Source organism: Pseudomonadota bacterium, assembly GCA_039196715.1.
In the GTDB taxonomy this organism is placed as follows: domain Bacteria; phylum Pseudomonadota; class Gammaproteobacteria; order CALCKW01; family CALCKW01; genus CALCKW01.
Genome location: JBCCUP010000043.1, coordinates 1 through 25,199, shown reverse-complemented (window position 1 = coordinate 25,199; position 25,199 = coordinate 1). Strand labels below are relative to the sequence as shown.

24 protein-coding genes and 1 pseudogene are annotated in these 25,199 nt (G+C 66.1%); 10 read left to right on the top strand and 15 right to left on the bottom strand.

Annotated features, from left to right (window positions below; all coding sequences use genetic code 11):
- The first annotated feature begins 14 nt into the window (after nt 1-14).
- From ribF to AAGA11_14630, 9 genes and pseudogenes are all read left to right on the top strand, one after another.
- Nucleotides 15-947, top strand: coding sequence for a bifunctional riboflavin kinase/FAD synthetase (ribF, locus tag AAGA11_14670; protein MEM9604107.1), 933 nt, complete (start codon nt 15-17; stop codon nt 945-947).
- A 336-nt stretch (nt 948-1,283) separates the two neighbouring features.
- Nucleotides 1,284-4,055 carry an isoleucine--tRNA ligase gene (ileS, locus tag AAGA11_14665; protein MEM9604106.1) on the top strand — a complete coding sequence of 924 codons (2,772 nt, stop codon included), beginning with the start codon at nt 1,284-1,286 and terminating at the stop codon, nt 4,053-4,055.
- Nucleotides 4,055-4,546, top strand: coding sequence for a signal peptidase II (gene lspA / locus AAGA11_14660; protein ID MEM9604105.1), 492 nt, complete (start codon nt 4,055-4,057; stop codon nt 4,544-4,546). The genes ileS and lspA overlap by 1 nt, the downstream gene beginning before the upstream one ends.
- Nucleotides 4,547-5,108: pseudogene (locus tag AAGA11_14655) on the top strand (hypothetical protein).
- A gap of 206 nt (nt 5,109-5,314) precedes the next feature.
- Nucleotides 5,315-6,550 (top strand): cyclic nucleotide-binding domain-containing protein, encoded by a 1,236-nt coding sequence (locus AAGA11_14650; protein MEM9604104.1) that lies wholly within the window; start codon nt 5,315-5,317, stop codon nt 6,548-6,550.
- A 130-nt stretch (nt 6,551-6,680) separates the two neighbouring features.
- Nucleotides 6,681-7,391, top strand: a complete 711-nt coding sequence (gene trmB / locus AAGA11_14645) for a tRNA (guanosine(46)-N7)-methyltransferase TrmB (protein MEM9604103.1) — start codon at nt 6,681-6,683, stop codon at nt 7,389-7,391.
- 261 nt (nt 7,392-7,652) lie between these two features.
- Entirely contained in the window at nt 7,653-8,714 is a 1,062-nt protein-coding gene (locus AAGA11_14640) for an FIST N-terminal domain-containing protein (protein MEM9604102.1), read from the top strand.
- A gap of 114 nt (nt 8,715-8,828) precedes the next feature.
- Nucleotides 8,829-9,866, top strand: coding sequence for an aldo/keto reductase (locus AAGA11_14635; protein ID MEM9604101.1), 1,038 nt, complete (start codon nt 8,829-8,831; stop codon nt 9,864-9,866).
- On the top strand, nt 9,857-10,630 hold the full coding sequence (locus AAGA11_14630) for a TatD family hydrolase (protein ID MEM9604100.1): 774 nt from the start codon (nt 9,857-9,859) through the stop codon (nt 10,628-10,630). The genes AAGA11_14635 and AAGA11_14630 overlap by 10 nt, the downstream gene beginning before the upstream one ends.
- Nucleotides 10,631-10,642: 12 nt before the next feature.
- Here the strand turns inward: AAGA11_14630 and AAGA11_14625 are convergent, their stop codons facing one another.
- From AAGA11_14625 to pobA, 9 genes are all read right to left on the bottom strand, one after another.
- Complete coding sequence (locus AAGA11_14625; protein MEM9604099.1) at nt 10,643-11,413, bottom strand: NAD(P)-binding domain-containing protein; 771 nt, start codon at nt 11,411-11,413, stop codon at nt 10,643-10,645.
- A 19-nt stretch (nt 11,414-11,432) separates the two neighbouring features.
- Entirely contained in the window at nt 11,433-12,500 is a 1,068-nt protein-coding gene (locus AAGA11_14620) for a 4-oxalomesaconate tautomerase (protein ID MEM9604098.1), read from the bottom strand.
- Entirely contained in the window at nt 12,497-13,507 is a 1,011-nt protein-coding gene (locus AAGA11_14615) for an amidohydrolase family protein (protein MEM9604097.1), read from the bottom strand. The genes AAGA11_14620 and AAGA11_14615 overlap by 4 nt, the downstream gene beginning before the upstream one ends.
- A 65-nt stretch (nt 13,508-13,572) precedes the next feature.
- The gene (locus AAGA11_14610) at nt 13,573-14,265 is read right to left on the bottom strand and encodes a 4-carboxy-4-hydroxy-2-oxoadipate aldolase/oxaloacetate decarboxylase (protein ID MEM9604096.1); all 693 of its coding nucleotides are present in this window, start codon (nt 14,263-14,265) and stop codon (nt 13,573-13,575) included.
- Nucleotides 14,266-14,268: 3 nt separating this feature from the next.
- Complete coding sequence (locus AAGA11_14605) at nt 14,269-15,141, bottom strand: amidohydrolase family protein (GenBank protein MEM9604095.1); 873 nt, start codon at nt 15,139-15,141, stop codon at nt 14,269-14,271.
- 5 nt (nt 15,142-15,146) lie between these two features.
- Complete coding sequence (locus tag AAGA11_14600; GenBank protein MEM9604094.1) at nt 15,147-16,097, bottom strand: Gfo/Idh/MocA family oxidoreductase; 951 nt, start codon at nt 16,095-16,097, stop codon at nt 15,147-15,149.
- Nucleotides 16,097-16,945 carry a class III extradiol dioxygenase subunit beta gene (locus tag AAGA11_14595; GenBank protein MEM9604093.1) on the bottom strand — a complete coding sequence of 283 codons (849 nt, stop codon included), beginning with the start codon at nt 16,943-16,945 and terminating at the stop codon, nt 16,097-16,099. The genes AAGA11_14600 and AAGA11_14595 overlap by 1 nt, the downstream gene beginning before the upstream one ends.
- Nucleotides 16,945-17,343: a protocatechuate 4,5-dioxygenase subunit alpha gene (gene ligA, locus AAGA11_14590; GenBank protein MEM9604092.1), complete on the bottom strand. Its 399-nt coding sequence runs from the start codon at nt 17,341-17,343 to the stop codon at nt 16,945-16,947. Before ligA ends, AAGA11_14595 begins: the two co-directional genes overlap by 1 nt.
- Nucleotides 17,344-17,359: 16 nt before the next feature.
- A complete protein-coding gene (gene pobA / locus AAGA11_14585) occupies nt 17,360-18,541 on the bottom strand; it encodes a 4-hydroxybenzoate 3-monooxygenase (protein MEM9604091.1) in 1,182 nt (393 codons plus the stop codon).
- Between the two features lie 76 nt (nt 18,542-18,617).
- Between pobA and AAGA11_14580 the strand changes: the two genes are divergently transcribed.
- Complete coding sequence (locus AAGA11_14580; protein MEM9604090.1) at nt 18,618-19,496, top strand: AraC family transcriptional regulator; 879 nt, start codon at nt 18,618-18,620, stop codon at nt 19,494-19,496.
- 19 nt (nt 19,497-19,515) lie between these two features.
- Here AAGA11_14580 and AAGA11_14575 read toward each other — a convergent pair whose 3' ends face one another.
- The 6 genes from AAGA11_14575 to AAGA11_14550 all read right to left on the bottom strand — a co-directional run.
- Nucleotides 19,516-20,271 carry a lysophospholipid acyltransferase family protein gene (locus AAGA11_14575; protein ID MEM9604089.1) on the bottom strand — a complete coding sequence of 252 codons (756 nt, stop codon included), beginning with the start codon at nt 20,269-20,271 and terminating at the stop codon, nt 19,516-19,518.
- Nucleotides 20,272-20,275: 4 nt separating this feature from the next.
- Nucleotides 20,276-20,824: a D-glycero-beta-D-manno-heptose 1,7-bisphosphate 7-phosphatase gene (gene gmhB, locus AAGA11_14570; protein ID MEM9604088.1), complete on the bottom strand. Its 549-nt coding sequence runs from the start codon at nt 20,822-20,824 to the stop codon at nt 20,276-20,278.
- Entirely contained in the window at nt 20,821-22,896 is a 2,076-nt protein-coding gene (gene glyS / locus AAGA11_14565) for a glycine--tRNA ligase subunit beta (GenBank protein ID MEM9604087.1), read from the bottom strand. The genes gmhB and glyS overlap by 4 nt, the downstream gene beginning before the upstream one ends.
- Nucleotides 22,893-23,786: a glycine--tRNA ligase subunit alpha gene (gene glyQ / locus AAGA11_14560; GenBank protein MEM9604086.1), complete on the bottom strand. Its 894-nt coding sequence runs from the start codon at nt 23,784-23,786 to the stop codon at nt 22,893-22,895. The genes glyS and glyQ overlap by 4 nt, the downstream gene beginning before the upstream one ends.
- A gap of 177 nt (nt 23,787-23,963) precedes the next feature.
- Nucleotides 23,964-24,917: a serine/threonine-protein kinase gene (locus tag AAGA11_14555; GenBank protein MEM9604085.1), complete on the bottom strand. Its 954-nt coding sequence runs from the start codon at nt 24,915-24,917 to the stop codon at nt 23,964-23,966.
- Between the two features lie 173 nt (nt 24,918-25,090).
- The coding region (locus AAGA11_14550) for a glutamine synthetase (protein MEM9604084.1) at nt 25,091-25,199 on the bottom strand (109 nt) is incomplete at its 5' end.

Below are 25,199 nucleotides of genomic sequence, written 5' to 3'. Positions count from 1 at the left end.
CGAGCTGCTGCACCGTGGAACTGATCCGCCACCTCCACAACCTCCGCCCGGCACACCGGGGCTGCGTTGCCACGATCGGCAACTTCGACGGCGTTCACACCGGGCACCAACAGGTGCTGGCCGGGCTGCGGGCGCGGGCAGATGCGCTTGCACTGCCGACGGTTGCGATGACCTTCGAGCCGCTACCGCGCGAACACTTCGGTGGCGACGCTTGCCCGGCACGGCTCACGACCTTGCGCGAGAAGCTGCCCCTGCTCGCAGCGGCGGGCGTTGACCGGGTGCTCGTGTGCCGCTTCGACGGCCGCTTTTCGAGTCAGCCGCCGGAGGCCTTCGTCAGCCGCTGGCTGGTGAATGGGCTCGGGGTCAGACACCTTGTTGTCGGTGACGATTTTCGCTTTGGCGCGCGCGCGGCGGGCGATTTCAACATGCTTGTCGAGGCGGGCGCGGAGCACGGCTTCGAGGTGCAGTCGACCCGGACCTGGTTGAGTGGCGATGCACGCGTGTCCAGCACGCGGGTGCGCGACGCACTGGCCGCGGGCGACCTCGCGCTGGCTGAAAAGCTGTTGGGACGCCCCTACACGCTCAGCGGGCGGGTGATACGCGGCGACGCCCTCGGCCGCACGCTCGGCTTCCCGACCGCCAACCTCAAACCGGGTCGGCGGGTGCTGCCGGTGTCCGGGGTCTTTGTCGTCGGCGTTTCTGAGGTGGGGGAGCCCGACCGCTTCGGTGTCTGCAACGTCGGCAGCCGCCCGACGGTCAACGGCATACAACCACGGGTCGAGGTTCACGTGTTCGACACCGAGCGAGACTATTACGGTCACCACCTTCGGCTGACCCTGCGGCACCGCTTGCGGCCAGAGCAGCGCTTCGCCTCGCTCGACGCGCTGAAGGCGGCGATCGCCGACGATGCCCGCGCGGCGCGCGACTGGGTGGCGCGCTCCGCCTGAACCGTACTGGCGTGAGCGGCCCCGGCAAGACACCCGGTCGGGGTGTGCTTTAGGCTAAACTGAGGGGTTAGCCGTTATGACCGTATCGGGCACATGTTGTGCCCTGAACGCTTGCAGAAACACGCCGGTGGGTGTGCTGGCAACACCGGAACGTGCACCGGGCGCCGCAGTGTCTTCGAGACCTGTCCGGCCGCGGGCCGATCCGCTTGGCCACCACATTTCGCGACGTGATTCTCAACACTCAGCCTGAACGCCGACTCGGCGTGGATACCTGCCGTGAGCAAAGACGACAACCCGTACAAAGACACTCTGAACCTGCCGCACACGGATTTCCCGATGCGCGGCAACCTGCCCAAACGCGAGCCGGACCGGCTCGCCGCCTGGCAGGCGATGGACTTGCACGCGGCGATTCGCAATCACAGTGCCGGGCGGCCGAAGTTCATCCTGCACGACGGCCCGCCATACGCAAACGGCGTGATCCACATGGGGCACGCGGTCAACAAGGTGCTCAAGGACATCATTGTCAAGAGCCGGCAGGTCGACGGGTACGACTCACCCTACATCCCAGGATGGGACTGCCACGGTCTGCCGATCGAGAACAAGGTCGAGCAGGAAATCGGTAAACCGGGCAAAGACGTCGACGTTGGTGCGTTCCGAGCGCGTTGCCGCGAGTACGCGCTTGGCCAGATCGACGCGCAGCGCACCGAGTTCAAACGCCTTGGCATCCTCGGCGATTGGGATGACCCCTACCTGACGATGAGTTTCCAGAACGAGGCGGACGCGGTGCGTGCGCTCGGTCGGATCATCGAGCGTGGCCACGTCTACAAAGGCGTGAAACCGGTGTACTGGAGCTGGGGCGCGCACTCGGCGCTCGCCGAGGCCGAGGTCGAGTACCAGGACAAGGTCTCGACCGCAATCGACGTGCGCTTCGCCGCCGTCGACGCCGGGGCCATGCGCGCCGCGTTCGGGGTCGACGGCGCGGCACCGCTCTCGGTGCTCATCTGGACCACGACCCCCTGGACCTTGCCCGGCAACCTCGGTGTGTCTCTGCACCCGGAGCTCGACTATGCGCTGGTCTCGGCCGACCTCGGCCTCGGGCTGGAGCAGGTCGTGTTGGCGGCCGACATGGTCGAGGCTGCCATGCAGCGCTACGGCGTCGCCGAGTGGCAGGTCGATGCGACCGCGCCGGGCGGCGCCTTCGACAAGATGCAACTCCAGCACCCGTTCTACGCGCGCCAGTCGCTGATCATGCTCGGTGAGCACGTCACACTGGAGGCGGGCACCGGTGCGGTGCACACGGCACCCGACCACGGAGTTGACGACTTCAACGTGGCGCGCGAGTACGGCCTCGAACTGCTCGAGCCAGTCGACGACAACGGCTTCTTCAAGTCGCGCGTCGAGCTGTTCGGCGGCGAGCATGTGATGAAGGTCGATGCGCACATGCTCGAGGTGCTGCGCGAGCACAAGGCGCTGGTCAAGGCCGAAGACTACCCGCACAGCTACCCGCATTGCTGGCGCACCAAGACCCCGATCATCTACCGTGCGACGCCTCAGTGGTTTATCAGCATGGACCAACAGGGGCTGCGCGACACGGCACTCGCCGAAATCGCCAAGGTCAACTGGGTGCCAGGCTGGGGCCGGGCTCGCATCGAGGGCATGATCGCCAACCGGCCCGACTGGTGCATCTCGCGGCAACGGTATTGGGGCATCCCGATCCCCTTGTTCGTGCACAAGGAGACTGGCTCGCTGCACCCCGAGACGCAGACCATCATCGAAACGGTCGCGGGCCACATCGAGCAGGGTGGGATACAAGCCTGGTTTGATCTCGCGAGCGAGGAGCTGATTGACGACGCGGCGGAATACAGCCGTGTAACCGATGTGATGGACGTGTGGTTCGACTCCGGCACGACCTTCTTTCACGTTCTTCAGCGCCGCGACAGCCAGACCTACCCGGCGGACATGTACCTCGAGGGCTCCGACCAGCACCGCGGCTGGTTTCACTCGAGTTTGCTGGCCTCCTGCGCGATCAACGGCCACGCGCCGTACCGGCAGGTGTTGACCCACGGCTTCACGGTGGATGAGAAGGGCCACAAGATGTCGAAGTCGCTCGGCAACAGCATCGAGCCGCAGGAAATCATGAAGGAACTCGGTGCCGACATCGTGCGCCTGTGGGTCGCCTCGACCGACTACAGTGGCGAGATCAGCCTGTCGCGCGAAATCCTCAAGCGCAACGCCGACGCCTACCGCCGCATCCGCAACACGGCGCGCTTCCTGTTGTCGAACCTCAACGGTTTCGACCCGGCACAACACAGCGTCGCACCCGAGGCGATGCTCGCGCTCGACCGTTGGGTGCTCGACCGCGCGGCCGAAGTGCAACAGGCAATTCAGGACGACTACACCGCCTACCAGTTTCACCAGGTTGTGCAGAAGATCCACCACTTCTGCGCGGTCGACCTCGGCGGGGTCTACCTCGACATCATCAAGGACCGCCAGTACACCACGGCGGAAAACAGCCGTGCGCGGCGCTCGGCCCAGACCGCGCTGTTCCGCGTGGCCGAGACCCTGGTGCGCTGGATCGCCCCGATCCTCTCCTTCACCGCCGACGAGATCTGGGAGCACCTGCCAGGCGAGCGAAGTGCGTCGGTGCACCTGGAGACCTGGTACACCGATCTGCCGCCGCTGGACGACAACAGTGCGCTGTCGCGTGGTGACTGGCAGCGGGTGCTGGATGTGCGCATGGCGGTCAACCGGGCGCTCGAGGATGCACGCAACGCCAAACAGGTGGGTGGTTCACTTGATGCCGAGGTCACGCTGTACGCCGACGCCGACACCGGTGCGACTCTGGGGCGGCTTGGCGACGAGCTGCGCTTTGTCACGCTGACGTCGAGTGCGGTCGTTTCACCGCTCGAGTCGGCGCCCGACGACGCCGTCGAGACCGAATTTGCCGGCGGCGCGCTTCGCGTGGGGGTGGCGGCATCCGAGCACACCAAGTGCGTGCGTTGCTGGCACCGGCGCGCGGACGTCGGCATTGACCCGGCGCACCCGGCCCTCTGCGGTCGCTGTGTCGAGAATGTGCTGGGCGAGGGTGAGGTGCGGGAATTTTGCTGATGCGGCCCGCTCTCTTGTACGCGGTCAGTGCCGTGATCGTGGTGCTCGACCAGATCAGCAAGGTCGTCGCCGAGGCCAACCTCGCCTATGGCCAACCGGTGCCGGTGGCGAGCTGGTTCAACTGGAACCTCGCCTACAACACCGGGGCGGCCTGGAGCTTCCTGAGCGACGCCGGCGGTTGGCAGCGCTGGTTCTTCGTCGTGGTCAGCGTGGTTGTCAGTGTCGTGCTGGTGGTCTGGATCTGGCGGGCCTGGCGGCGCGAGCCGGTGTTGTCGATCAGTTTGAGCCTGATATTGGCTGGTGCCATCGGCAACCTGATCGACAGGGTGCGCCTGGGCTACGTGATCGATTTCGTGCAGTGGTACTACGGCAGCTTCGTCTGGCCCACCTTCAACGTCGCCGACATGGCGATCACGGGCGGTGCGGCCTTGATGATCTGGGTGTCGTTGCGCGGCGAGCCGGGTGCCCGTGCCGCCGAAGACAAGGGGTAGGTGAGGGAAGTCCTGTCAGCGAATCCACGCGGTGTCTGTGCCGGTGCCGATCGTGCGATCGAGGTCGTCGAGCGCGCGCTGCAGTTGCACGGTCCGTCACTTCACGTGCGCCACGAAGTCGTGCACAAGTGATTCGTCGTCAACGGGCTGCGCGAAAAAGGCGCCGTCTTCGTCGAGGAACGTGACGACGTTCCCGATGACTAGACTGTCATCCTGAGCGCCCACGGTGTCTCGCGGGCGGTCGGCAGTGTTGCTCGTGGTCGGTGCGACCAGCAGCTCGAACTCCAACCGGTCGCGCGAGCGCGGCGAGCGCAGCGGCATCCCGGCCTACCCGATTGCCAACGCCGAGGCTATCGACTCGGCCTGGGTGCAAGGCGCCGCGCACGTCGGTGTGACAGTGGGTGCGTCTGCACCGGAGGTGCTGGTGCAGCACGTGGTGGAGCGCCTACGCGCACTCGGCGCGACTGCCGTCGAGGAATCGACTGGAATCCAAGAGAACGTTCCTGTTGCCATCGGCGCCCGCTGCGCCCGCTGCGCCGGATGGACGCTGATGCTCTGTTGATCGGATTCTGGTTTACATCGCTCAAGTGATTGATATAAAGCACTAAAATCGGGTGGGACACGGCTGGTGATGCGGTGTCGGCCAGTGCCCTGTGTCGGGCGCGGTCCGGCGGGGAATCGGCAGGTCAACTGGCGGGTTTGTTGCTTTGAATTCGGGCTGAGAGCACGCGCGTCGACGCGTGCCGGTACGGTGCACAGGAGCCTGCGATGACCCAACCGACTTCCGATCAGGATTTGCTGGTCTCGACCCTCAAGCGATTTGATCCGCTGCAGAACCTGAGCGACGCGCACCTGGCGCAACTCTCCCGGGGCGCTACCGCGTTTACGATGAGCAAGCGGCAGCAGCTGCTCGGTGCCGACGAACACCGCTGGATGGTGTTTCTCGTGAGCGGGTCGGTGCAAACCAAGACGCACAACGGCGTTGAGGAAACCGTGCGGGCGAAGCACGAGAACCAGCCGCCGCTGTTCGACCGCAACCCGCGCCCGGCAGAGTTGATCGCGCTCGAGGAGACCCAGCTCGTGCGCGTGGACCGCAAGCAGTTCTCGGTCCTGATGAACCAGCAGATCGCGTCGTCGACGTTGGTGCAGGAGCTCGACATTGCCGACAACGTTCGACCGCTCTTCGACAAGATCATCTCCGCCTACACCTCCCGTGACCTCAAGGTGCCGGTGGACCCGAGCGCAGTGGCGCGCCTCGAAAAAGTGTTGCAGCTCGGCGAGCCGGACCGGGAGCTGCTGGTCGAGATGCTGCGCAAGGACCCGTTTCTCGCGTTGCACATGACCAGCTTCGCAGTGATGAACAGCGAATCCTTTGCGCGCAGCGGCTTGACCAAGCTCGAACAGTTGGCGATGGGCTTCGATGCCGACGAGTTGATCCTGTACCTCAAGACGGTGCTTGAGAATTGTCCCTGGCCGGACGGGGGCTCAGTCCTGCACGCGCGTCTGCGCCGTGCGAGCGACTACCTGTGCAGCGTCGGCCACTTCTGTCGGCTGATCGCCGAGCGCATCGAGGACGTCGACCCCCTGGCGGCCGAAATGGCCGGCATGTTCAGCGGCTGCGGTGTGGCGACTCTGTTGCTCACCGACCCCGAGCTCGCCGAGCGCCTCGAAGCCGAGAAACAGTTGGACGACGCCGTCTTCCTGCTCAAGGGTCTGGTGACCGAGTTGGTGATGATCCGCATGGGCATCGACAAGCGCCTGATCAAGGCGGTGGAGCTCGCCACCTCGGGCAAGCCGACCCTGTCCCAGGCGATCCAGCTCGGCGACATCTGCCGGGTCGCCACCGAGTACCTGCCGATCGACGTGAACGGCAACCGCGTGCAGCTGGTCGACGACTCGGTGCTGATCACGCGACTGGGTCGCAAGGGCCTCGGCCTGCGGGACCTCGATGTGCTGCTCGAGCAGTGCTACTCGGCCAACGATGGCAACCGACGGATCGCCTGAGTCCGTATGGGGGCTGCCCACTGTGGGCAGTCTCGGCTGTTCGCCCGGACCGAAAGCCAACCCTGTCCGAACCTGACAGCCTGACAGTGACGCGGTACCCTACGCGCCTCGCAGGTACCCGCACGCCGCCGTGACCGAAGACGCCCCCAACCCACCTGACGTGCCACGCCGCGCCGTGCGCAGTTTCGTGCTGCGGAGCGGTCGATTGACCGGTTCGCAGTCGCGCGCGCTCAACGACTTGTACCCGGCGTTCGGGGTGCCTGTCGACAACACCCCGATCGACCCGGTCACCCTGTTCGGGCGCGACGCGCCGCTCTGGGTCGAGATTGGCTTCGGCAACGGTGAAAGCCTGGTGTCGCTGGCAGCGGCGCACCCCGACATCAACGTGTTGGGTATCGAGGTGCACCGTCCCGGCGTGGGCCACTGTCTACACCGCATGCAGGAGACCGGCATCGCCAACTTGCGCGTGCTCGAGCAGGACGCGGTGATTGCGCTCGGCGAACGCTTGCCCGTTGCGTCGGTCGCGCGCCTGCTGGTGTTGTTCCCCGACCCCTGGCACAAGAAGCGGCACCACAAGCGCCGTCTGATCAACGCCGAATTTGCCGAAATCGCCGCACGTGCCATCGTGCCGGGTGGGGTCTGGCACTTGGCGACCGATTGGGAGCCCTACGCCGAATGGATGCACGAGGCGATCGGCACCTGCGCCCAGTTCCGCAACCGCGTCGGTGAGGGCTTGGCTTCCGAGCCGCCGGCCTACCGCATGCAAACGCGCTTCGAAGCGCGCGGGCTCCTGCTCGGGCACCGCGTACAGGACCTCGAATTCGAGCGTTTGGCGCCATGATGCGCACACGCCTGAGCCAGTTGCGCGCGACCAGTATCAAACCTGAACCAGTGTCGATGGCCTCGCAGCGGTGCGCGACCGTGCGGCGTGTAGAGTGTGGACTGGGTCTCGCTGGGTCCGGTGTGGCGTTCGTAGACTGCGCCCAAGTCGAATGTGAGTCCGCGCCTCATGCAGGGCCTTGTTTCTGTCAATCCCGTGCTTCGTTCCCGTGCCCTGGGCGGCTTTGCCGTTGGTCACGCGGCTGGGCGACACATTGATGCCATGTTGCCCGAATGCCTGGCGCAACTCGAGGACGCGCCGGTTGGCGCGACGCTGGGGGTGGTGTACCTCTCCACTGATCTGATCGACCAGTTCGAGCCGCTGATCGAAAAACTCTACCGTGCGTTCCCGCGCGTCAACTGGGTCGGCGCCACGGTCGACGGGTTGATGGCCGACTGCGTCGAATACCGCAACGGTGGCAGCCTTGCGATCATGGTCGGTGATGTGGCGGTCGACCAGTTCCGCATTCTCGCCGGTGCGCGTCGAAGTCTGGCCGGGCGCCTGGCAAGCCTGCACGGTTGGCGACAGCGCAACGGACTCAGCGGTGCGCTGATTCACGGCGATGCGAGCAACCCCGGTGGGCTCGACATGGTCGATGAACTCAGTCGGTACATCGGCGACGCGCCGCTGGTCGGTGGCCTGATCGGCCGGCGGCGACCGGGACTGCAGCTTGCGGTGAACGTGATCAGCGGTGGCGTGTCCGGGGTGGTCTTCGGCCGTGACGTCGATGTCTTCAGTGGCCGCGCACTCGGCTGCTCCCCGTTGGGCAGCACCCACGCCGTCACCCGCATGGCTGGTGGTGACATCCGCGAGTTGAACGGCCGGCCGGCGCTTGACGTGTTGTTCGACGAGGCTGGCGAACTCCTGAGTCGCGATCTCGACCGGTTGACCAGCTTCATCTGTCCCGCACTCGCGACTGAAACCGGCGGTGAGGACTTTGCGCCCGCCGACTTTCTCTCGATCGACCCGGTCACCCGTTCGTTTCGCGTGGACGAACGGATTGCACTCAGTGGGCGGCTGCGCTTCTACCGCCGCGACGGCGATGCGGCATGGCGACACTTCGACACGCTGCTGTGCCAGGCGGTCGAACGCACGCGGGGACGCACCATCCGCGCCGGCGTGTACATCGGCGGGCGTGTGTCGAACAGCGCGCCAGGCACCGAGCTCGCCTCGATCCGAGCCGCGTTGGGGCAGTTCCCGCTGATCGGTTACCGGGCTGACTGCGACATCCACGCCGGGCGGCGTTACAGCCACACCAGCGTGTTGACCTTGCTGATCGACTGACACCGCGGCGACACCCACGCAGTGGGACTGCCGCACGGACTGGCGTCCGACCGCGCCAGTCAATAGGCTAGGGCGGATCGACGCACGGCAAGACACGGCGCAGGAGGCAGCCCGGTGCAGCTTCGTCAACTCGGCACGGCGGGCCCCACGGTCAGTGCACTGACCCTTGGCACGATGAATTTCGGCGAGCAGGTTGACGCTGCGCTCGCGCAGGACCTGCTCGATGCCGCCCTCGCGTTGGGTGTGACCGCGTTCGACACGGCCGAGAGCTACGCCTCGCCGATGCGCGCGGAAACGCAGGGCGCGAGCGAATCGATCCTCGGCGTCTGGTTGGCGCGCCAGGCCCGCGACCGTGTGTGCATCGCGTCGAAGGTCAGCGGCCCGGCTGCGAAGCTGCGCTACCTGCGCGGTGGGCCGCAGCTCACACGCACGCACATTCGAGACGCGGTGTCGGCCAGCCTCGATCGGCTCTGCACCGACTACCTCGATCTCTACCAGGTGCACTGGCCCGCGCGCAGCACCAACTACTTCGGTCGGCTTGGCTACGCACCGCGCGACGACCACGGTGCCACACCCATCCTCGAAACGCTGGAGGCGCTGACGGTGCTGGTGGAAGAGGGCCGCGTCCGGCACATTGGCCTGTCGAACGAAACGCCCTGGGGCGTCATGCACTACCTCATGTTGGCCGAACGGCATGGCTTGCAGCGCGTGGTCAGCGTGCAGAACCCCTACAACCTGCTCAACCGCACCGCGGAGATCGGTCTCGGCGAGGTGCTGCACCGCGAGGGGCTTGGCTTGATGGCGTACGCACCGCTTGCCGACGGTGTGCTGAGTGGAAAATACCAGGGCGGCACTCGCCCTGATGCCACCCGGTTGGCACGGTGGCCGGACTACTACGACCGCTACACCACGGAGCGCGCCACGGCTTCGGTGGGACGGTATTGCGCCATTGCCGAGGCGCACGGTGTCACACCCGCCGCAATGGCCCTCGGCTGGACCGTGGCGCAACCCGGGGTGTCGACCGTGGTCATGGGGGTGAGCACCGAGGCGCAATTGCGCGAGAACACCGCGGCGGCGGCCCTGGCGCCAGCGCGGCCACTGCGCCGCGCCATCGGCGAAACGCACGCACGGCAGCCGAACCCATGCCCCTGATCGACTCGCACGTGCACCTCGACTTTCCGGCCTTCGACCCGGACCGTGCTGCGGTCGTCGCGCGCGCGCGCGCGGCCGGTGTCGAGCGCTTCGTATTGCCGTCCGTCACCGAACAGCGTTGGTCGGCCGTGGCGGCGGTGGCCGCTGCCGATCGGCTGTGCCACGCTGCCTACGGGCTGCACCCGTGCTACCTCGACGCGCATGGCGCCGGTGCGGCTGCACGCCTGGAGCACTGGCTCGATGACCACGACGCGGTCGCGGTGGGCGAGTGCGGTCTCGATTTTCACGTCAACGCGCGGGACACCGAGGCGGTTCAGCTCAGCCTGTTCGATGCGCAGATCGCCGTCGCCGCGGCGCGTCGATTGCCGGTGATCGTGCACGCGCGCAAGGCCGTCGACCTCGCCACGCAGCGCGTTCGCCGATCGCCCGGACTCACCGGGGTGTTTCACAGTTTCTCCGGCAGTTGGCAGCAAGCCTGTGCCCTGATCGACCGCGGCTTCCACCTCGGCATCGGCGGGGCGGTGACACACGACCGGGCGACGCGGTTGCGTGAGCTGGTGCGCCGGTTGCCGGACGACGTGTGGGTGCTCGAAACCGACGCGCCCGACCAGCCGGGTGCCCGGCACCGCGGCGAGCGCAACGAGCCGGCGTACCTGCCGGAGGTGGTCGACTGCGTGGCAGCCCTGCGCGCGCAGCCGGTGGAACACATCGTTACGCAGGCCGAGCGCAACACCGCAGCGCTGTTCGGTTTGGCGCGGGAGTGAGTGGCGTCTGCCTCAGTTCGGGTTCAGTTCGCGGTCGAGTCGGGCGAAGGCCTCGGACCACGGGCGGAATGCGTCCTGCGCGTGCAAGTGTTCGAGTCCGGCCAGGGTGAAGGTGCCGTCGGTGGCAATGCCCTCGAGGATGGCGTCGAACGGCGTATCGGGGTGTGCCAGGGCGTAGGTCGTGGTGCCGCGCAGGTGGCGCACGACCATGTCGCGGGCCACGTCCTCGGGCCAACCGTGTTCGCTGAACCAGTCGGTCATGTGCGCGAGCAGCGCGTAACACCACGCGTGCGCGCAGGCGATCAGCACCGATCGCTCGAATGCGGTTTCGTCGTCGAACACGACCACCCGTCCTGCGGCGGCAAAGAGCTGCTCGACTGCGTTGGAGGGCGGGAACAGCGGGAACACCGCATCGCCGGCTTCGACGAAACTCGATGGCATGATCCGCACGGTGTGCGCTGGCAGCCCCTTGTCGTGCAGGGTGGCGAGCGGCACCCCTGCGAGCGACGACAACACGGTCTGCTCGGGCCGGAACCGGAGGTCGGCGAGGGCGGCGTCGAGCTGGTGGGGTCTGACCGCGAGCAGGACGGTGTCGGCCGCCGCGACGACAGCGGCGTTGTCCTCGGCAACGCGGCAGCCCTGGTCACGGGCGAGCGCCGCGGCGTAGTCGGCGTTGCGCGGCGAGAGCACGATCGGGTCGGTGTTGCCGCCAGCACGCAGGGCCTTGATCGTGTAGGACGCGAAATGGCCGGTGCCGATGACACCGAAGGTGTGCTGTGCCATGGTTGCCGTCGCTGAGGGCTCAGTCGGCAGGGTACACGGTGCCGTCAAAGAGTTTTCGGGCCGTGCGCAGCACGGCGGCTTTGCTCACCGTGAGTTCGCCGCCGTCGATCGACGTCGCCATGACGACCGATACCTCGCCGATCGGGTGCTCGACTGACACCCGGCCGGTGGCGTCGGGTTTGCCCGCGATGCCGTCGCACACGCTGCCCTCGAGCACGCAGGCGGTGGCCACGCTGACCGCACCGAGCACCCCGATCGAGGCGTGGCAGCGGTGGGGTATGAAGGTCCGCGACGTGACAGTGCCACCGTGCTGCGGCGCCGACACCAGCGTCATCTTCGGTACGCTCTTGTCACTGACATCGCCGAGGTTCATCAACGGGCCCGCGGCGAGACGTACCCGTTCGAGCCCAGCCTTGAGCGTGTCGTTGGCATCGAGCGCGTCACGGGTCTCCGTGCCGCTGATACCGAAGTCGCTCGCCCGCAACACGACGACGGGCATGCCGTTGTCGATCAGCGTGACCACGGCGCCGGCCACGGTGTCGCGCGCGTTACCGGTGGGCAGCAGCGCGCTGCAGTTGCTGCCGGCTGCCTCCGGGAAATTCTGCAACACCGGCGCCGCCGACCCGGGCACGCCGTCGATCTGCGCGTCGCCCGACCAGGTCACGCGGGCGCCGGGGGTACGGATCTCCACCTCGGCGACCTGCGCGCTGTTCCGCATGTGCACGCGCGCGACGGTGGTGCCGTCGCGGGCGGCGAGCAGTCCCCGTTCGACCGCAAACTGCACCACGCCTGCGAGGATGTTGCCGCAGTTTTGTGCGTCGGTGACCACCGGTTTGTCGACGAACACCTGCAGGAACAGAAAATCGATGTCGGCGTCGGTGCGACTCGGTGGCGAGACGATCGCGACCTTGGAGGTCAGCGGGTCTGCGCCGCCGATGCCGTTGATCTGCCGGGGGTCGGGGCTGCCGAGGATGGCGAGCAACACCCGGTCGCGTTCCGGCTCGTCGGCAGGCAGGTCGCTTGCGAGAAAGTAGGCGCCCTTGCTCGTGCCGCCGCGTATCCAGCTGCAGGGGATGCCGACGCTCATGGCAGCGCGAGGCGAGAGAACACGCGCCGGCTGTTGCCTTCGAAGATCATCGCCTTGTCGTCGGCGTCGAGCTCACTTGCGTCGATGTACCGTTTGGTGTCGTCGTAATGGTGGCCGGACTCCGGGTCGACACCGCGCACCGCGCCGATCATCTCCGAGGCGAACAGGATGTTCTTGGCCGGGATGACCTTCAGCAGCAGGTCGATTCCGCTCTGGTGGTAAACGCAGGTATCGAAATAGACGTTGTTCAACACCAGTTCGTCGAGTGTCGGCAGCCCACGGTCCTGCGCCAGCCCTCGGAAGCGGCCCCAGTGGTAGGGCACGGCGCCGCCGCCGTGCGGAATGATGACCTTGAGCGACGGGAAGTCGCTGAACACATCGGACATCATCAATTGCTGGAAGGCCGTGGTGTCGGCGCCCAGGTAGTGACTGCCGGTGGTGTGAAAGGCCGGATTGCAGGCGGCGCTGACGTGGATCATCGCCGGGATATCGTACTCGACCATCTTTTCGTAGATCGGGTAGAAAGCCCGGTCGGCGAGTGAGACACCGTTCCACCAGCCGCCCGAGGGGTCGGGGTTGAGGTTGATGCCGATGAAACCCATGCCGCCGACGACCCGGTCGATCTCGGCCACCGAGTCGGCCGGTGGCACACCCGGTGACTGCGGCAGCTGGGCGACCGGGGCGAAGTTGCTCGGAAAGAGGTCACACACGCGGCGGATGATGTCGTTCTGGTGCTCTGTCCAGAAGCGGCTCGTGTTTGCGTTGCCGACGTGGTGGCCCATCCAGCTTGCACGGGGCGAGAAGATCGTGAGGTCGGTGCCGCGTTCCTGCTGCAATCGGAGCTGATTGGTCTCGATCGATTCGCGGATTTCGTCGTCGCTGACCGCCATAACGCCTTTTTCGCCGACGTGAGCCGGGTCGTTCTCCAGCGCCGCTTTCTGTGCGTCGCGGTATGCACCGACGCCCGGCGGGGTGGTGGTGTAGTGTCCGTGGCAGTCGATGATCATGGTGCGGTCCTAGTGCGCCTTCCGTACAGGGGCGCTGAATCCGTGGTTTACAGAGGGCTGGAGCACTACAGGTCGTCCGGGCTGTCGACGTAGGTGAAGCCTGCGGCCTCGAGCCCCGGTCTCATGTTGTACATGTCCAGCCCCAACACGCCAGCCGCGAGCTGGTTCCGCTTGTCGGCTTCCAGCGCCTCGCGCGCAGCGGCTTTGTCGAGCACGTCCGCGGCATCCGCGCGGCGCACGCACACGACGCCGTCGTCGTCCGCGACGATCAGGTCGCCGGGGTGCACGAGCTGGCCCGCGCACACCACCGGCACGTTGACGGCGCCGAGGGTGTTCTTGACCGTGCCCTTGGCGCTGACTGCGCGTGACCACACGGGGAACTGCATGGCCTTGAGGTCGTGCACATCGCGGCACCCGGCGTCGATGACCAGGCCGCGCACACCGCGCGCCTTGGCCGAGGTCGCGAGCAGATCGCCGAACATGCCGTCTGTGTTGTCGGTGGTGCACGCGACCACCAGCACGTCGCCGGGTTGGCAGAGCTCGATCGCGACGTGCACCATCCAGTTGTCACCCGGTTGCGCGAGGATCGTCACGGCACTGCCGGCGGTCTGCGCGCCCGGGTAGATCGGGCGCATGTAGGGCTTCAACAGGCCCTGTCGGCCGTAGGCCTCGTGCACGGTGGCCACACCCTGTGAACGGAAGGCGTCGACCGTGTCGGCGTCGACGCGTCGGATGTGGCGAACGGCGACGTGTCGCATGCGTCAGCTCCAGTAGAGGCGTGTCGGGTTGTCCACCAGCACGCGCTGCAGCACCGCGCTGTCGTGGTCGCAGACGCTGACCAGGCGGTCGACCAGCAGACCGTCGTCCGGCATGTGCGATTTCATGTTGGGGTGAGGCCAGTCAGTGCCCCAGAGGACGCGATCGGGGCAGTGCGCGAGCAGCGCGCGGGCGACTGTGTCGACGTCGGCATACGGCGGGCCGGACTGGGACAGCCGCTCCGGGCAGCTGATCTTGACCCAGAAGTGGTCGTCTTCGAGCAGGCTCGCCAGCAGTCGGTAGCTGTCCGACGTCGTGCCGGCCTGTACCGGCACCCGGCCCATGTGATCGATGACCACCGGGACGGGAATCCGCTGGATGAACGGGGCGATCTCGGCGAGGTCGTGCGCTTCGAGGTAGACCACGACACTCCACTGCAGCGCAGCGACCTTGTCGATGATCGGCGCGTAGTAGTCGAAGGGCTTGCCGCCACCGAGCCGTTTGACGAAGTTGAAGCGCACGCCGCGCACGCCAGCGTTGTGCAGGGCTTGCAGTTCTTCCTCGCTCACCGTGTTGGCGACCACCGCAACGCCGCGGTAGTTGTCGCCGCCGCGAACCAGCGCATCGGCCATAGCGTCGTTGTTGGTGCCATGACAGCTCGCCTGCACGATAACCGAACGCGCGATGCCGAGGTGTTTGTGCAGCGCGAAGAGGTCCGTCGCCGAGGCATCCACGGGTTCGTAGGTGCTCGTGGGGGCGAAGGGGAAGTCGGCAGCGGGGCCGAACACGTGGCAGTGCGCGTCGCAGGCCCCGGCCGGCAACGCGGTGTCGGGTCGCTTCGGACTGGGGTGCCAGGGCAGGTAACCGGGACTGGGCATGGCAACTACCCGTGCAGCACGCGTTCGAGACGATCCAGGGTTTGCATTGCCGGCAACCCCTGCGCCACCGAACTGTTGGGCTCACGTCCCTCGCGGATGGCGGCGATGAACTCGCGGTCGGCGAGCTCGATACCGTCGGTGCTCACGTCGACCTCGGACACGTCCACCGGTTGTTCACGGCCGTCGACCAGGTCGTCGTAGCGCGCTATCCAGGTGCCCTTGTCGCAGATGTAGCGGAAAAAGGTGCCGAGCGGCCCGTCGTTGTTGAACGACAGGCTCAGGGTGCACAACGCGCCTGAGGGCACACTCATACCGATGCTCATGTCGAGCGCGATGCCGAGCTCGGGGTGTGTCGGGCCTTGCATGGCCTGCACGTGACTGGCGATTTCGTCGGTCTGGTACTGGAACAGGTCGACAGTGTGGCAGGCGTGGTGCCAGAGCAGGTGGTCGGTCCAGCAGCGCGGTTCGCCGAGGGCGTTGGTGTTGGTGCGTCGGAAGAAGTAGGTCTCGACCACGAGGTGCTGGAGCCTGAGCTCGCCAGCGGCAAATTGCGTGTGCAGCCACTGGTGGCTCGGGTTGAACCGGCGCGTGTGGTCGACCATCGCCACCAGACCGGTCTCGCGTTGCTTGGCCACCAGGGCCTCGCTGTCGGCGAGGTTGTCGGCCATCGGAATTTCGGTCATCACGTGCTTGCCGGCCTCTAGGCAGGCGATCGCCTGCGCGGCGTGCAACTGTGTCGGTGTGGTGAGGATCACTGCGTCCACGTCCTCACGCGCCAGCGCGCTGTCGAAGTCGGTGGTGCAGTCCGCGATGGCGTGCTTCTCCGCGACAGCACGCAACCCATCGTCGTCGCCCTCGCGCCCGACGATGGTGACGACCTCGACCCCGTCGATGCGGGCCACGGCGTCGAGGTGCTTGTTGGCAAAGGCGCCGTTGCCGGCCATGGCGATGCGCATCAGGCAGTCTCCCCGCTTTCAAGGATTTGCAAGCCGTACGCGGTGTTGGAGATCGGTACGTGGAAGTAGCGGTAGACTTCGTGTGCCTGTTCCTCGAGTGCGCCACGCATGATAAACCACATCACCATCTCCACGCCCTCTGAGCCGGCTTCGCGCATGTAGTCGGTCAGCGACCACTGCGAGATCTCATCGGGTGCGGTGACAAGCTTGTCCATGAACTCGATGTCGAAGCCTTCGTTGATCACGCCGGCGCGCTCGCCCTGGAGTTGGTGGCACAGCCCGCCGGTGCCGAACACGCACACCCGCAGGTCGTCGGGGAAGGACTTGATTGCATCTCGCAGCGCGCGGCCGAGCGCGAGGCAGCGCTTGCCGCTCGGTTGGGGGTACTGGATTACATTGACGCAGATCGGAATGACCTTGCAGGGCCAGGACGTCGGCTGACCGAACAGAATAGACAGCGGCACAGTGCAACCGTGATCCACGTCCATCTCGCTGACGATGGTCATGTCGAAGTCGTGGGTGATCAGGTGCTCCGCCAGGTGCCAGGCGAGCTCCGGATGCCCTTCGACAACCGGGACCTGTCGCGGACCGTAGCCCTCGTCAGCCGGCTTGAACTCCGGTGCGACGCCGATCGCGAAAGTGGGGATCAGGTCGAGGGCAAAGGCGGAGGCGTGGTCGTTGTAGACGACGATGCAGACATCGGGTTTCAGCGCCTCCATCCACTGCCTGCCCGGTTGGATGCCCTCGTACCACGTCGACCAGTAGGGCTCACCGGTCTTGCCGTGATCGATTGCTGCGCCTGCAGCGGGAATATGCGACGTGCCTACGCCGCCGACAACGGTTGCCATCACTTGCTCTCCGATTTGCTGCGGTTGCCGTCGATCGGCCGCCCGCCGTTGACCATCATGGCGCGGAAGTCGTCCTCGGTGATCGGCCGCTCGTCCATCTCCGCGCCGATCGCCTGCATGGACAGGCCGTCGAATGCCGCGATCTTGAAGGTGTAATAGATGTTGCCGCCAAGCTGAAGCATGCCGAGCCAGTCCCGATCGAGCACGGACTGTTTCTGCGCCTCGGTCATGGGAAAGGTGTCGAGGTAGGCGCGCGGGTCCGTGCGAAAGGCTTCGCGCCCGGCCTCGGTGTTCAGTGTCATGCAGAACATGTTCAGGTGGTAGCCCTCTCGGTTGCGCTTGCCGTCGAACACGTAGGTGCCCGGGATGTCGTCGTAGTCGCGGGAGTCGCGAGACATGCTTGCCTCCATGTGGTCAGTCTTCGTAGGGCACGCCGGCGTACTGTACGCCGAGCGCGGCCTGAGCCAGGGTGTTTTGGGTCAGGAAATCGTACTCCGCCCGTTTCAGGCGGATATCAATTGCGTCGTTCTCGGGGAAGCGGTGCAGCAGATTGGTCATCTGCCAACTGAATTTGGTTGTCGCCCAAACGCGCCGCAAGGCGGTGTCCGAGTAGGCCTGCAGCCGGGTGCTGTCGCCGCTGCGATAGTGTTCGATCAGGCCGCGCGACAGGTAGTGCACGTCGGAGATCGCGAGGTTCAGCCCCTTCGCGCCCGTCGGGGGCACGATGTGCGCGGCGTCACCGACGAGAAACAGCTTGCCCCACTGCATGGGTTCGCACACGAAACTGCGCAGCGGCGCGATCGACTTTTCGATCGACGGGCCGGTGACAACCTGGTCCGCGAGGTGCGCGGGCAGGCGCGCGGTCAGCTCCGACCAGAAGCGGTCGTCGGACCAGTCCTCGACGGTGTCCGACAACGGGCACTGCACGTAGTAGCGGCTCAGCATCGGGTTGCGTTGCGAGGCGAGGCAGAAACCACGCTCGCCGGCCCCATACCAGAGCTCTGGCAAGGGCGGGGTCTCCGACATGATGCCGAGCCAGCCGAAGGGGTAGACCTTCTCGAATTCCCGACGTTTGTCAGCCGGAATCGCCTGGCGGCTCACGCCGTGGTAGCCGTCGCACCCGGCGATGATGTCGCACTGCAGGGTGTGGGCAGTGCCCTCGTGCTCGAATCGGATGCTCGGCGTGCCGGTCACGTCGTGCAGGCTGACTGTCTCGACACCGTGGAACACGGCCTGGCCGTCAGCCGCGCGGGCGGCGTACAGCTCCTCGGTCAGCGCGGTCTGGCCGAAGGCCATCATCGAGCGGCCCGACGCGTGTGCGATGTCGATCAGGTGCGCGCTGTCGTCCCACGCCATGCCCACCGAGGTGTGCACAATGCCCTCCCGGTCCATTCGTTCGCCGACACCCGCCGCACGCAGCGTCTCGACGGAGCCCCACTCCAGTACCCCGGCGCGGATGCGTGCGAGCACACACGCCCGGCTGGTGCGCTCCAGCACCACGCTTTCAATGCCGGCGCGCGCAAGGGTCTGTGCCAACAGCATGCCGGACGGGCCGCCGCCAATGATCGCGACCGCGGTGCGGAAGGTTTTGCTCATACATGCATTAAACGGTATCCCGATGGCCTGCGTAATGGACTAAATGTGCAAATACGGGTACTTTTCGGACATTGCAGTGTCTGTCTTCGAGGCCATGGCCAGCGACACCCTGATCCCGGCACCGGCCGTCTACGGCAGTTCGCGCAGTGCCCTGGCGCTGGACGACATCCACGTCGAATGCCTGGCCGCCAGCATCGTGCGGCACGAGCACCGCATCCGTCGCCATCGGCACAGCGATCTGTTTCAGTTCTTTGTCATCGAGCGCTGTCGGGCCGACTGCCAGCTGGACGCCGAGCGCCTGCAGCTCCGCGGCGCGGGTGTGCTGATCGTGCCAGCGATGGTCGTGCACCAGTTCGCCTTCTCGCCCGGTGCGGCGGGCCAGGTCGTGTCGATCAGCCACGCGCTGTTGCGAGAGTACGAGCGCCTGACCGGTGATCGCGGCTGGCTCTCACTCCTCGCAGCGCCGCGTTGGGTACCGCTCGCAGCAGATCACGGCGTGTTTGCCAGCGGCGCGGCGCTGTGGCGCTGCTTCAGCGAGTCGGGCCGCCGTCTGCATGTCACCACCTCGGCGCTTCGGTTGGTCAGCGACGCCGTCGCAGCCTGTGAGCAACACGCCGAGCCGACGGTCATCGGTGTGAACGCTCAGCAGCAATTGGTAGACGCCTTCATCGAAGACGTGGAGCGGCACTACACGCGCGATGACACCATTGGCGACTACTGCGAGCGCCTCAAGGTGACCGAGCGGACCCTGCGGCGGGCGACGACGGCGTGCCTAAGCCTGAGCCCGGTGGTGGTGGTCAACCGGCGCAAATGCCTCGAGGCGCAGCGCTTGCTGCGTTTCACCGCCCTCAGTGTGTCGGAGGTGGCATACGCGCTCGGCTTTGCCGACCCATCCTACTTCAGCCGGCAATTCAAAAAAGTCACAGGCATGTCACCGCGTGCCGTGCGGCAGTGAACCCGGCCCGGCTTCGGTATCAGCTCGGGAAACGGTTCGGCACATGGATGCGGTCGCTCGCGTTTTCCATCCAGGCCTGCGTTTCCGTGCGGATCGTGCTCGCGCTCTTGCCCTCTGATTCGTAGGGTGGGCTGATCACGAAGTCGACAGTGCCTGGCCACTTCAGGAAGCTGCGCCGGGGCCAGAACTCGCCCGAGTTGTGTGCAACCATGACGACCTTTCGGCCGGTCGCGGCCGCGAGCAGGGCGCCACCGGCCTTGTACTCCACTTTCTCGCCGGGCGGGAGCCGGGTGCCCTCGGGGTAGATCGTGACCCAGAGGCCCATCGAGAATCGTACTCTCGCCTGGTCGATGATCTGCTGGATGGCTTTCTTGCCCCGTGCGCGGTCGATGGTGATGTACTTCAAGGCCGCCATGCCCCAGCCGAAGAACGGCACGTAGAGCAGTTCGCGCTTGGCGATGTAGGTGGAGTCCGGCAGCGCGTCAATCAGCACGAAGTTTTCGTAGGTACTCTGGTGTTTGCTGAAGATGATGCTCGGCTCGTCGGGCACGTGCTCGAGGCCTTCGGCACGGTAGGTCAGCCCACAGATGTACTTCAGTGCGAGCAGCGTGCCGGTGATGTAGATACGCACGATCCGGTAGCGCCAGACCAGCGGCACCAGGAAGGACGCCACCATCACGAAACAGAAGACGACGGTCCAGGCAAAGAACACCAGTGTGAACAGCAGGCTGCGCACCGCGGTCAGCGCGCGTGAGGGCGTGGGGGAGTGCGACACGGTCTCAGGCCTCTTTGGCGGTCAGCAACTGGTCGACGACGGCAGCGAGGTCGTCGCACACCGTAACCTGCTGCGCGAGTGCAGGGTTTTCCTCGAGCGTGCGGTCCCCTTTTCCGGTGCGCACCAGGTAGGGACGCGCGCCCACCGCCATGGCAGCCTGCATATCCCGCAGGGCGTCGCCGACCACCGGCACGTCCACCAGTTCCGTGCCGAGACGGCGTGCAACGTCGTGCAGCAGGCCGGGTTTGGGTTTGCGGCAGTCGCACTCATCGCCGTCCCGGTGCGGGCAGTAGAGGATCGCGTCGACGCGGCCGCCGAGTGCGTCGAGCGCGCTGTGCAGTTTGCGGTGCACGGCGTGCAGGTCGCCGAGGTCGAACAGCCCGCGCGCGACCCCGGACTGGTTGGTCGCCACGACCACGCGGTAGCCCGAGAGGTTCAGTCGGACGATGGCCTCGAGGGAACCCTCGATCGGTTCCCAGAGCTCGGGTGAGGGCACGCCGTCGGGCCGCCAGGCGTTGATCACGCCGTCGCGGTCGAGCACGACCAGCTTCACCGGGACAGCTCCGACACGTCGGCCACTTCCGAGCACAGTTCACTTAGGGCGCGCAGCAGGGCGAGTCGGTTTGCTTTTACCGCAGGGTCGTCGACGTTGACCATGACATTTTCGAAGAAGGCGTCGACCGGCGCGCGCAGCGCGGCGAGCGACGAGAGTGCCGCGGGGTAGTCGGCCCGTGCGAGGTGACCATCGACGTCGGCGCGGGTCGACACGATGACCTCGTGCAAGGCGCGCTCGTCGTCGTCGCCGAGCAAGGCCGTGTCGATTGCGCCCGCGTCCGTATCGGCCTTCTTGAGAAGGTTGCGGCAGCGCTTGTTGGCCGCGGCCAGGGCGTCGGATTCCGGCATCGCCAGAAATGCGGTGACCGCGTGTACCCGGCGATTGAAATCGACCGGGCGGGTCACGCCGCGTGCCATGACCGCGTCGACCACACTCGCGTCGATGCCCTGGTCGCCGTAGTAGGCACGCAATCGCTCCCAGGTGTAGGGCAGGGCGTCGAGGGCTTTGTCGGTATCGTCGAGTTGTTTGCGCAAGCTGTCCGCCGCCGCAGCGTAGAGCTCGCGCAGGTCGAGGTCGAGGTCGCGTTCGATCAGCGTGCGCAACAGGCCCAACGCGGCCCGACGCAAACCGAAGGGGTCCTTGGTGCCTGTCGGCTTTTGGCCGAGTGCGAAAATGCCGGTCAGGGTGTCGGCCTTGTCTGCGATCGACAACACCTGTGCGACGATGCCCGATGCAGTGTCGTCACCGGCCTGTTTGGGGAAATACTGTTGCTCGATCGCCTCGGCGACGGCGATCGACTCCCCTTCACCGTGGATCAGGTACTTGCCGGCGATGCCCTGCATGGCGGGGAACTCGTACACGGTCTGGGTCATCAAGTCGCATTTGGCGAGCCGCGCGGCGCGCTCGGTCAGAACCTGATCGGCGTCAAGTTCCGCGCTGATGTGGCGCGACAGCCGCACCAGCCGCTCGGTCTTGTCGTGCAAGGTGCCGAGCTGCTTCTGGAACACCACCGATTTCAATGCGGGCAGGTGTGAGGCCAACGGCTGCTGCACATCGTGGTCCCAGAAAAACTTGGCGTCGGCCAGACGCGGCCGGATCACGCGTTCGTTGCCTTCGCGCACCGTGTCAGGGTTCAGGCTTGCGATATTTGAAATGGTGATGAAGGCGGGCATCAGGTTACCGCTGTCATCGAGCAGGGCGAAGTAGCGCTGATCGTCCTGCATGGTCTGTATCAGCACTTCTTTCGGTACACTGAGGAAAGCCTCATCAAAACGCCCGGCGAGCGCGACGGGTTTCTCGACCAGCGCAGCGCACTCGGCCACGAGAGCGTCCGGCAGGACCGGCGTGCCGCCGAGTTCCGCGGCAAGGCCCGTGACCTGTTCGCGAATGCTGTCACAGCGCCTGCCGAAATCCGGTTCGAGCTCGCCCTGGCTGCGCAGCGTCTCGGCGTAGGCGTCGGCGTGGCTGACAGCGAAGGCCTCGGGGGCGTGGAAGCGGTGCCCGCGGCTCAGTGCGCTGCTCTGCAAGCCGAGCGCTTCGACGGCCAGCGCCTGGTCACCGTGCAACACGCACAGCCACTGCACCGGTCGCAGAAAGCTCTCGTCGCCGTCGGCCCAGCGCATCCGCTTCGGCATCGGCAGTTGGTCGAACACCGTTGGCAGCCTCGCCTGCAGTCGTTCCGTCAGCGTTTGCCCGGCTTGCACGAAGGTGAACGCGAGGCGCTCGCCCTGTTTGTCGGTGGCTCGCTCGAGCGCGCTGACGTCCACCTGGCAGGAGCGGGCGAAGCCCAGCGCCGCAGGCGTCGGTTCGCCCGCAGCGTCGAACGCGGCCGCCACGGCCGGGCCGGTGCGTGTTTGGGTCTGGTCGGGTTGCGCGTCGCCCACCGCGGAGATCACCGTGGCGATGCGGCGCGGGGTGGCGAAGACCTCGACGGTCGCGTCGGTCGCGACCAGCCCGTCGCTGTCGAGTGCCTGCTGCAACTGTGTGCCGAGTGCCTCGGCCATCGGCCCGATAGCGTGGGCCGGCAGTTCCTCGCAGCCAAGTTCGATCAACAGCGATGCGGTGCTCACGCGCTCACCTCCGCAGTTGGCTGGCGCAGCAGCGGGTGCCCCAGGCGTTCACGGCTGGCGGCGTAGGCCTCGGCGACGCCGCGGGCCAGGGTGCGCACACGCAGGATGTAGCGTTGACGTTCGGTGACGGAAATGGCGTGTCGTGCGTCGAGTAGGTTGAATGCGTGCGATGCGCTCAGGACGTGCTCGTAGGCCGGCAGCGACAGCGGTGTTTCGAGCGAGAGCAGGTGGTTGCACGCGCGCTCGCAGGCGTCGAAGTGGTGGAACAGCTCGTCGACGTCTGCGTGCTCGAAGTTGTACGCCGACTGCTCGACTTCGTTCTGGTGGAACACATCGCCGTAGGTGATGGCACCGTTGGGCGTGTGTGCCCAGATCAGGTCGTAGACGCTGGCGACGTTCTGAATGTACATCGCGAGGCGCTCGATGCCGTAGGCGAGTTCGCCGAGCACGGGCTTGCATTCCAGGCCGCCGCACTGCTGAAAGTAGGTGTACTGTGTCACCTCCATGCCGTTGAGCCAGACTTCCCAGCCGAGGCCCCAGGCGCCGAGTGTGGGGGATTCCCAGTTGTCTTCAACGAAGCGGATGTCGTGGGTCAGCGCGTCGAAGCCAAGCGCCTCGAGCGAGCCGAGGTAGAGCGCCTGCATGTCGGTTGGCGACGGCTTCATGACCACCTGAAACTGGTAGTAATGCTGCAGACGGTTCGGGTTGTCGCCGTAGCGGCCGTCGGTGGGACGTCGGGAGGCCTGCGTGTGACAGGCGTGCCAGGGCTCCGGACCGATCGCCCTGAGAAAAGTGGAGGTGTGGAAGGTGCCGGCGCCGACCTCCATGTCGTACGGTTGCTGGACGATGCAGCCCTGACGGGACCAGTAGTCCTGCAGCGTGGTGATCATGCCTTGGAAGGTGCGTATGTCTTGGCTCGCGGGCGCGGCGGCGGTCACGTCGGGCTCCAGTGGATGGCTAAACCCACATTATATCCGGCATTTCGTGGCACACGGGCGCGCGATGCACCCGGGTCCTCCCGAGGGCGCCTCGGGCTGCCAGCAGCCGCGTTGGCGCCCGAGGCGGTGTCAGACCAGCGACCATTCCTCTTTCAGCAGGCGGATTATCTCGCCGGCGGTCTGCAGTCTCGCGTCGGGGTCTTTCTCGAGGCACTGCATGATGGTGGTGTCGATCAGTTTCGGGACGGCGCGGGCGACGTCCGAGGGCCGTGGCGGGGTGTCGTGGAGCGTCGCATCGATGATCTGGTCGATGCGTTCGGCTTCGACCGGCGTGCGGCCGGTCACCGCCTCGTAGAGGACCACGCCCAGGCTGAAGAGGTCGGTGCGTGCGTCGATGTCCGGGTCGCGGCGGATCTGTTCGGGCGACATATAGTAGGGCGAGCCTTGTAATTTCTGCGCGCCGGTCATGCTGAGTTCGGTTGTGTCGTTGTCGAGCGACTCGCCCTCGAGGTGCGCGGGCTGACCGTCCTTGTCCCACACCTTAGCCAGGCCCCAGTCGAGCAGCAACACCTCGCCGTAGGGGCCGACGAGGATGTTCTCGGGTTTGATATCGCGGTGGATGACGCCGGTCTTGTGCGCGTACTCCAACGCGTACGCGATATCGACGATGATGCCCACGAGCTGGCCGAGGTCGTAGCGCTCGCGGTAGTTGAAGATCTCACGCAGGGTGTAGCCGTGCACGAGCTTCATGGTGAAATAGAGGTGTCCCTTGTTGGTGCGACCGAGCTCGTAGGTCGGGACCGTGTTGGGGTGTTGCAGCATTGCCGACACGCGCGCTTCGCGAAGCAGGCGTTTCTGCTCGATCTCGTCGTCGGCGAATTCGGGCAAAAGTGACTTGTAGCAGACGACCCGATTGAGGTGCATGTCCTTGCACGACTGAATCAGTGACTTGCCGCCCTTGGCGACGGTCTTGAAGTAGCCGTAGCGGAAGTTGGGGTCCAGGCGTTGCGCGAGGGCTTTGTCGGTCTGCTCGACGATCAGTTGGGGACTGTCGGGCAGCTTGAGCTTGGGGTACTCGTCCATGAGGCGGAACCCGAGGCGAGGGGCCCTTCAGTGTAGACCAGTGCGCCCGGTGGCGACCGCGTCCGCTTTCGACACGTCAACCCCGTGTGCGGCGCGTGCGGGCAAAAAAAACCCCGCGGCGAGCGCGGGGCCTTCTTCACGCCCGGGTCGGGCGTGCCACTCTGTGCCGAGCCTTAGCTCAGCGCTTCCGTGCTGGTCTTGATGATCGCGGCTGCGACCTTGTACGGGTCCGCGTTGGACGCCGGACGGCGGTCTTCGAGGCGGCCTTTCCAGCCGTCTTCG

Bases quoted from the DNA above. Each gene is read 5' to 3' on its own strand.
- ileS (MEM9604106.1), top strand. From the start codon at position 1,284: ATGCGCGGCAACCTGCCCAAACGCGAGCCGGACCGGCTCGCCGCCTGG.
- lspA (MEM9604105.1), top strand. From the start codon at position 4,055: ATGCGGCCCGCTCTCTTGTACGCGGTCAGTGCCGTGATCGTGGTGCTC.
- AAGA11_14650 (MEM9604104.1), top strand. From the start codon at position 5,315: ATGACCCAACCGACTTCCGATCAGGATTTGCTGGTCTCGACCCTCAAG.
- AAGA11_14640 (MEM9604102.1), top strand. From the start codon at position 7,653: ATGTTGCCCGAATGCCTGGCGCAACTCGAGGACGCGCCGGTTGGCGCG.
- AAGA11_14630 (MEM9604100.1), top strand. From the start codon at position 9,857: ATGCCCCTGATCGACTCGCACGTGCACCTCGACTTTCCGGCCTTCGAC.
- AAGA11_14625 (MEM9604099.1), bottom strand. From the start codon at position 11,413: ATGGCACAGCACACCTTCGGTGTCATCGGCACCGGCCATTTCGCGTCC.
- AAGA11_14620 (MEM9604098.1), bottom strand. From the start codon at position 12,500: ATGAGCGTCGGCATCCCCTGCAGCTGGATACGCGGCGGCACGAGCAAG.
- AAGA11_14615 (MEM9604097.1), bottom strand. From the start codon at position 13,507: ATGATCATCGACTGCCACGGACACTACACCACCACCCCGCCGGGCGTC.
- AAGA11_14610 (MEM9604096.1), bottom strand. From the start codon at position 14,265: ATGCGACACGTCGCCGTTCGCCACATCCGACGCGTCGACGCCGACACG.
- AAGA11_14605 (MEM9604095.1), bottom strand. From the start codon at position 15,141: ATGCCCAGTCCCGGTTACCTGCCCTGGCACCCCAGTCCGAAGCGACCC.
- AAGA11_14600 (MEM9604094.1), bottom strand. From the start codon at position 16,097: ATGCGCATCGCCATGGCCGGCAACGGCGCCTTTGCCAACAAGCACCTC.
- AAGA11_14595 (MEM9604093.1), bottom strand. From the start codon at position 16,945: ATGGCAACCGTTGTCGGCGGCGTAGGCACGTCGCATATTCCCGCTGCA.
- ligA (MEM9604092.1), bottom strand. From the start codon at position 17,343: ATGTCTCGCGACTCCCGCGACTACGACGACATCCCGGGCACCTACGTG.
- pobA (MEM9604091.1), bottom strand. From the start codon at position 18,541: ATGAGCAAAACCTTCCGCACCGCGGTCGCGATCATTGGCGGCGGCCCG.
- glyQ (MEM9604086.1), bottom strand. From the start codon at position 23,786: ATGATCACCACGCTGCAGGACTACTGGTCCCGTCAGGGCTGCATCGTC.
- AAGA11_14555 (MEM9604085.1), bottom strand. From the start codon at position 24,917: ATGGACGAGTACCCCAAGCTCAAGCTGCCCGACAGTCCCCAACTGATC.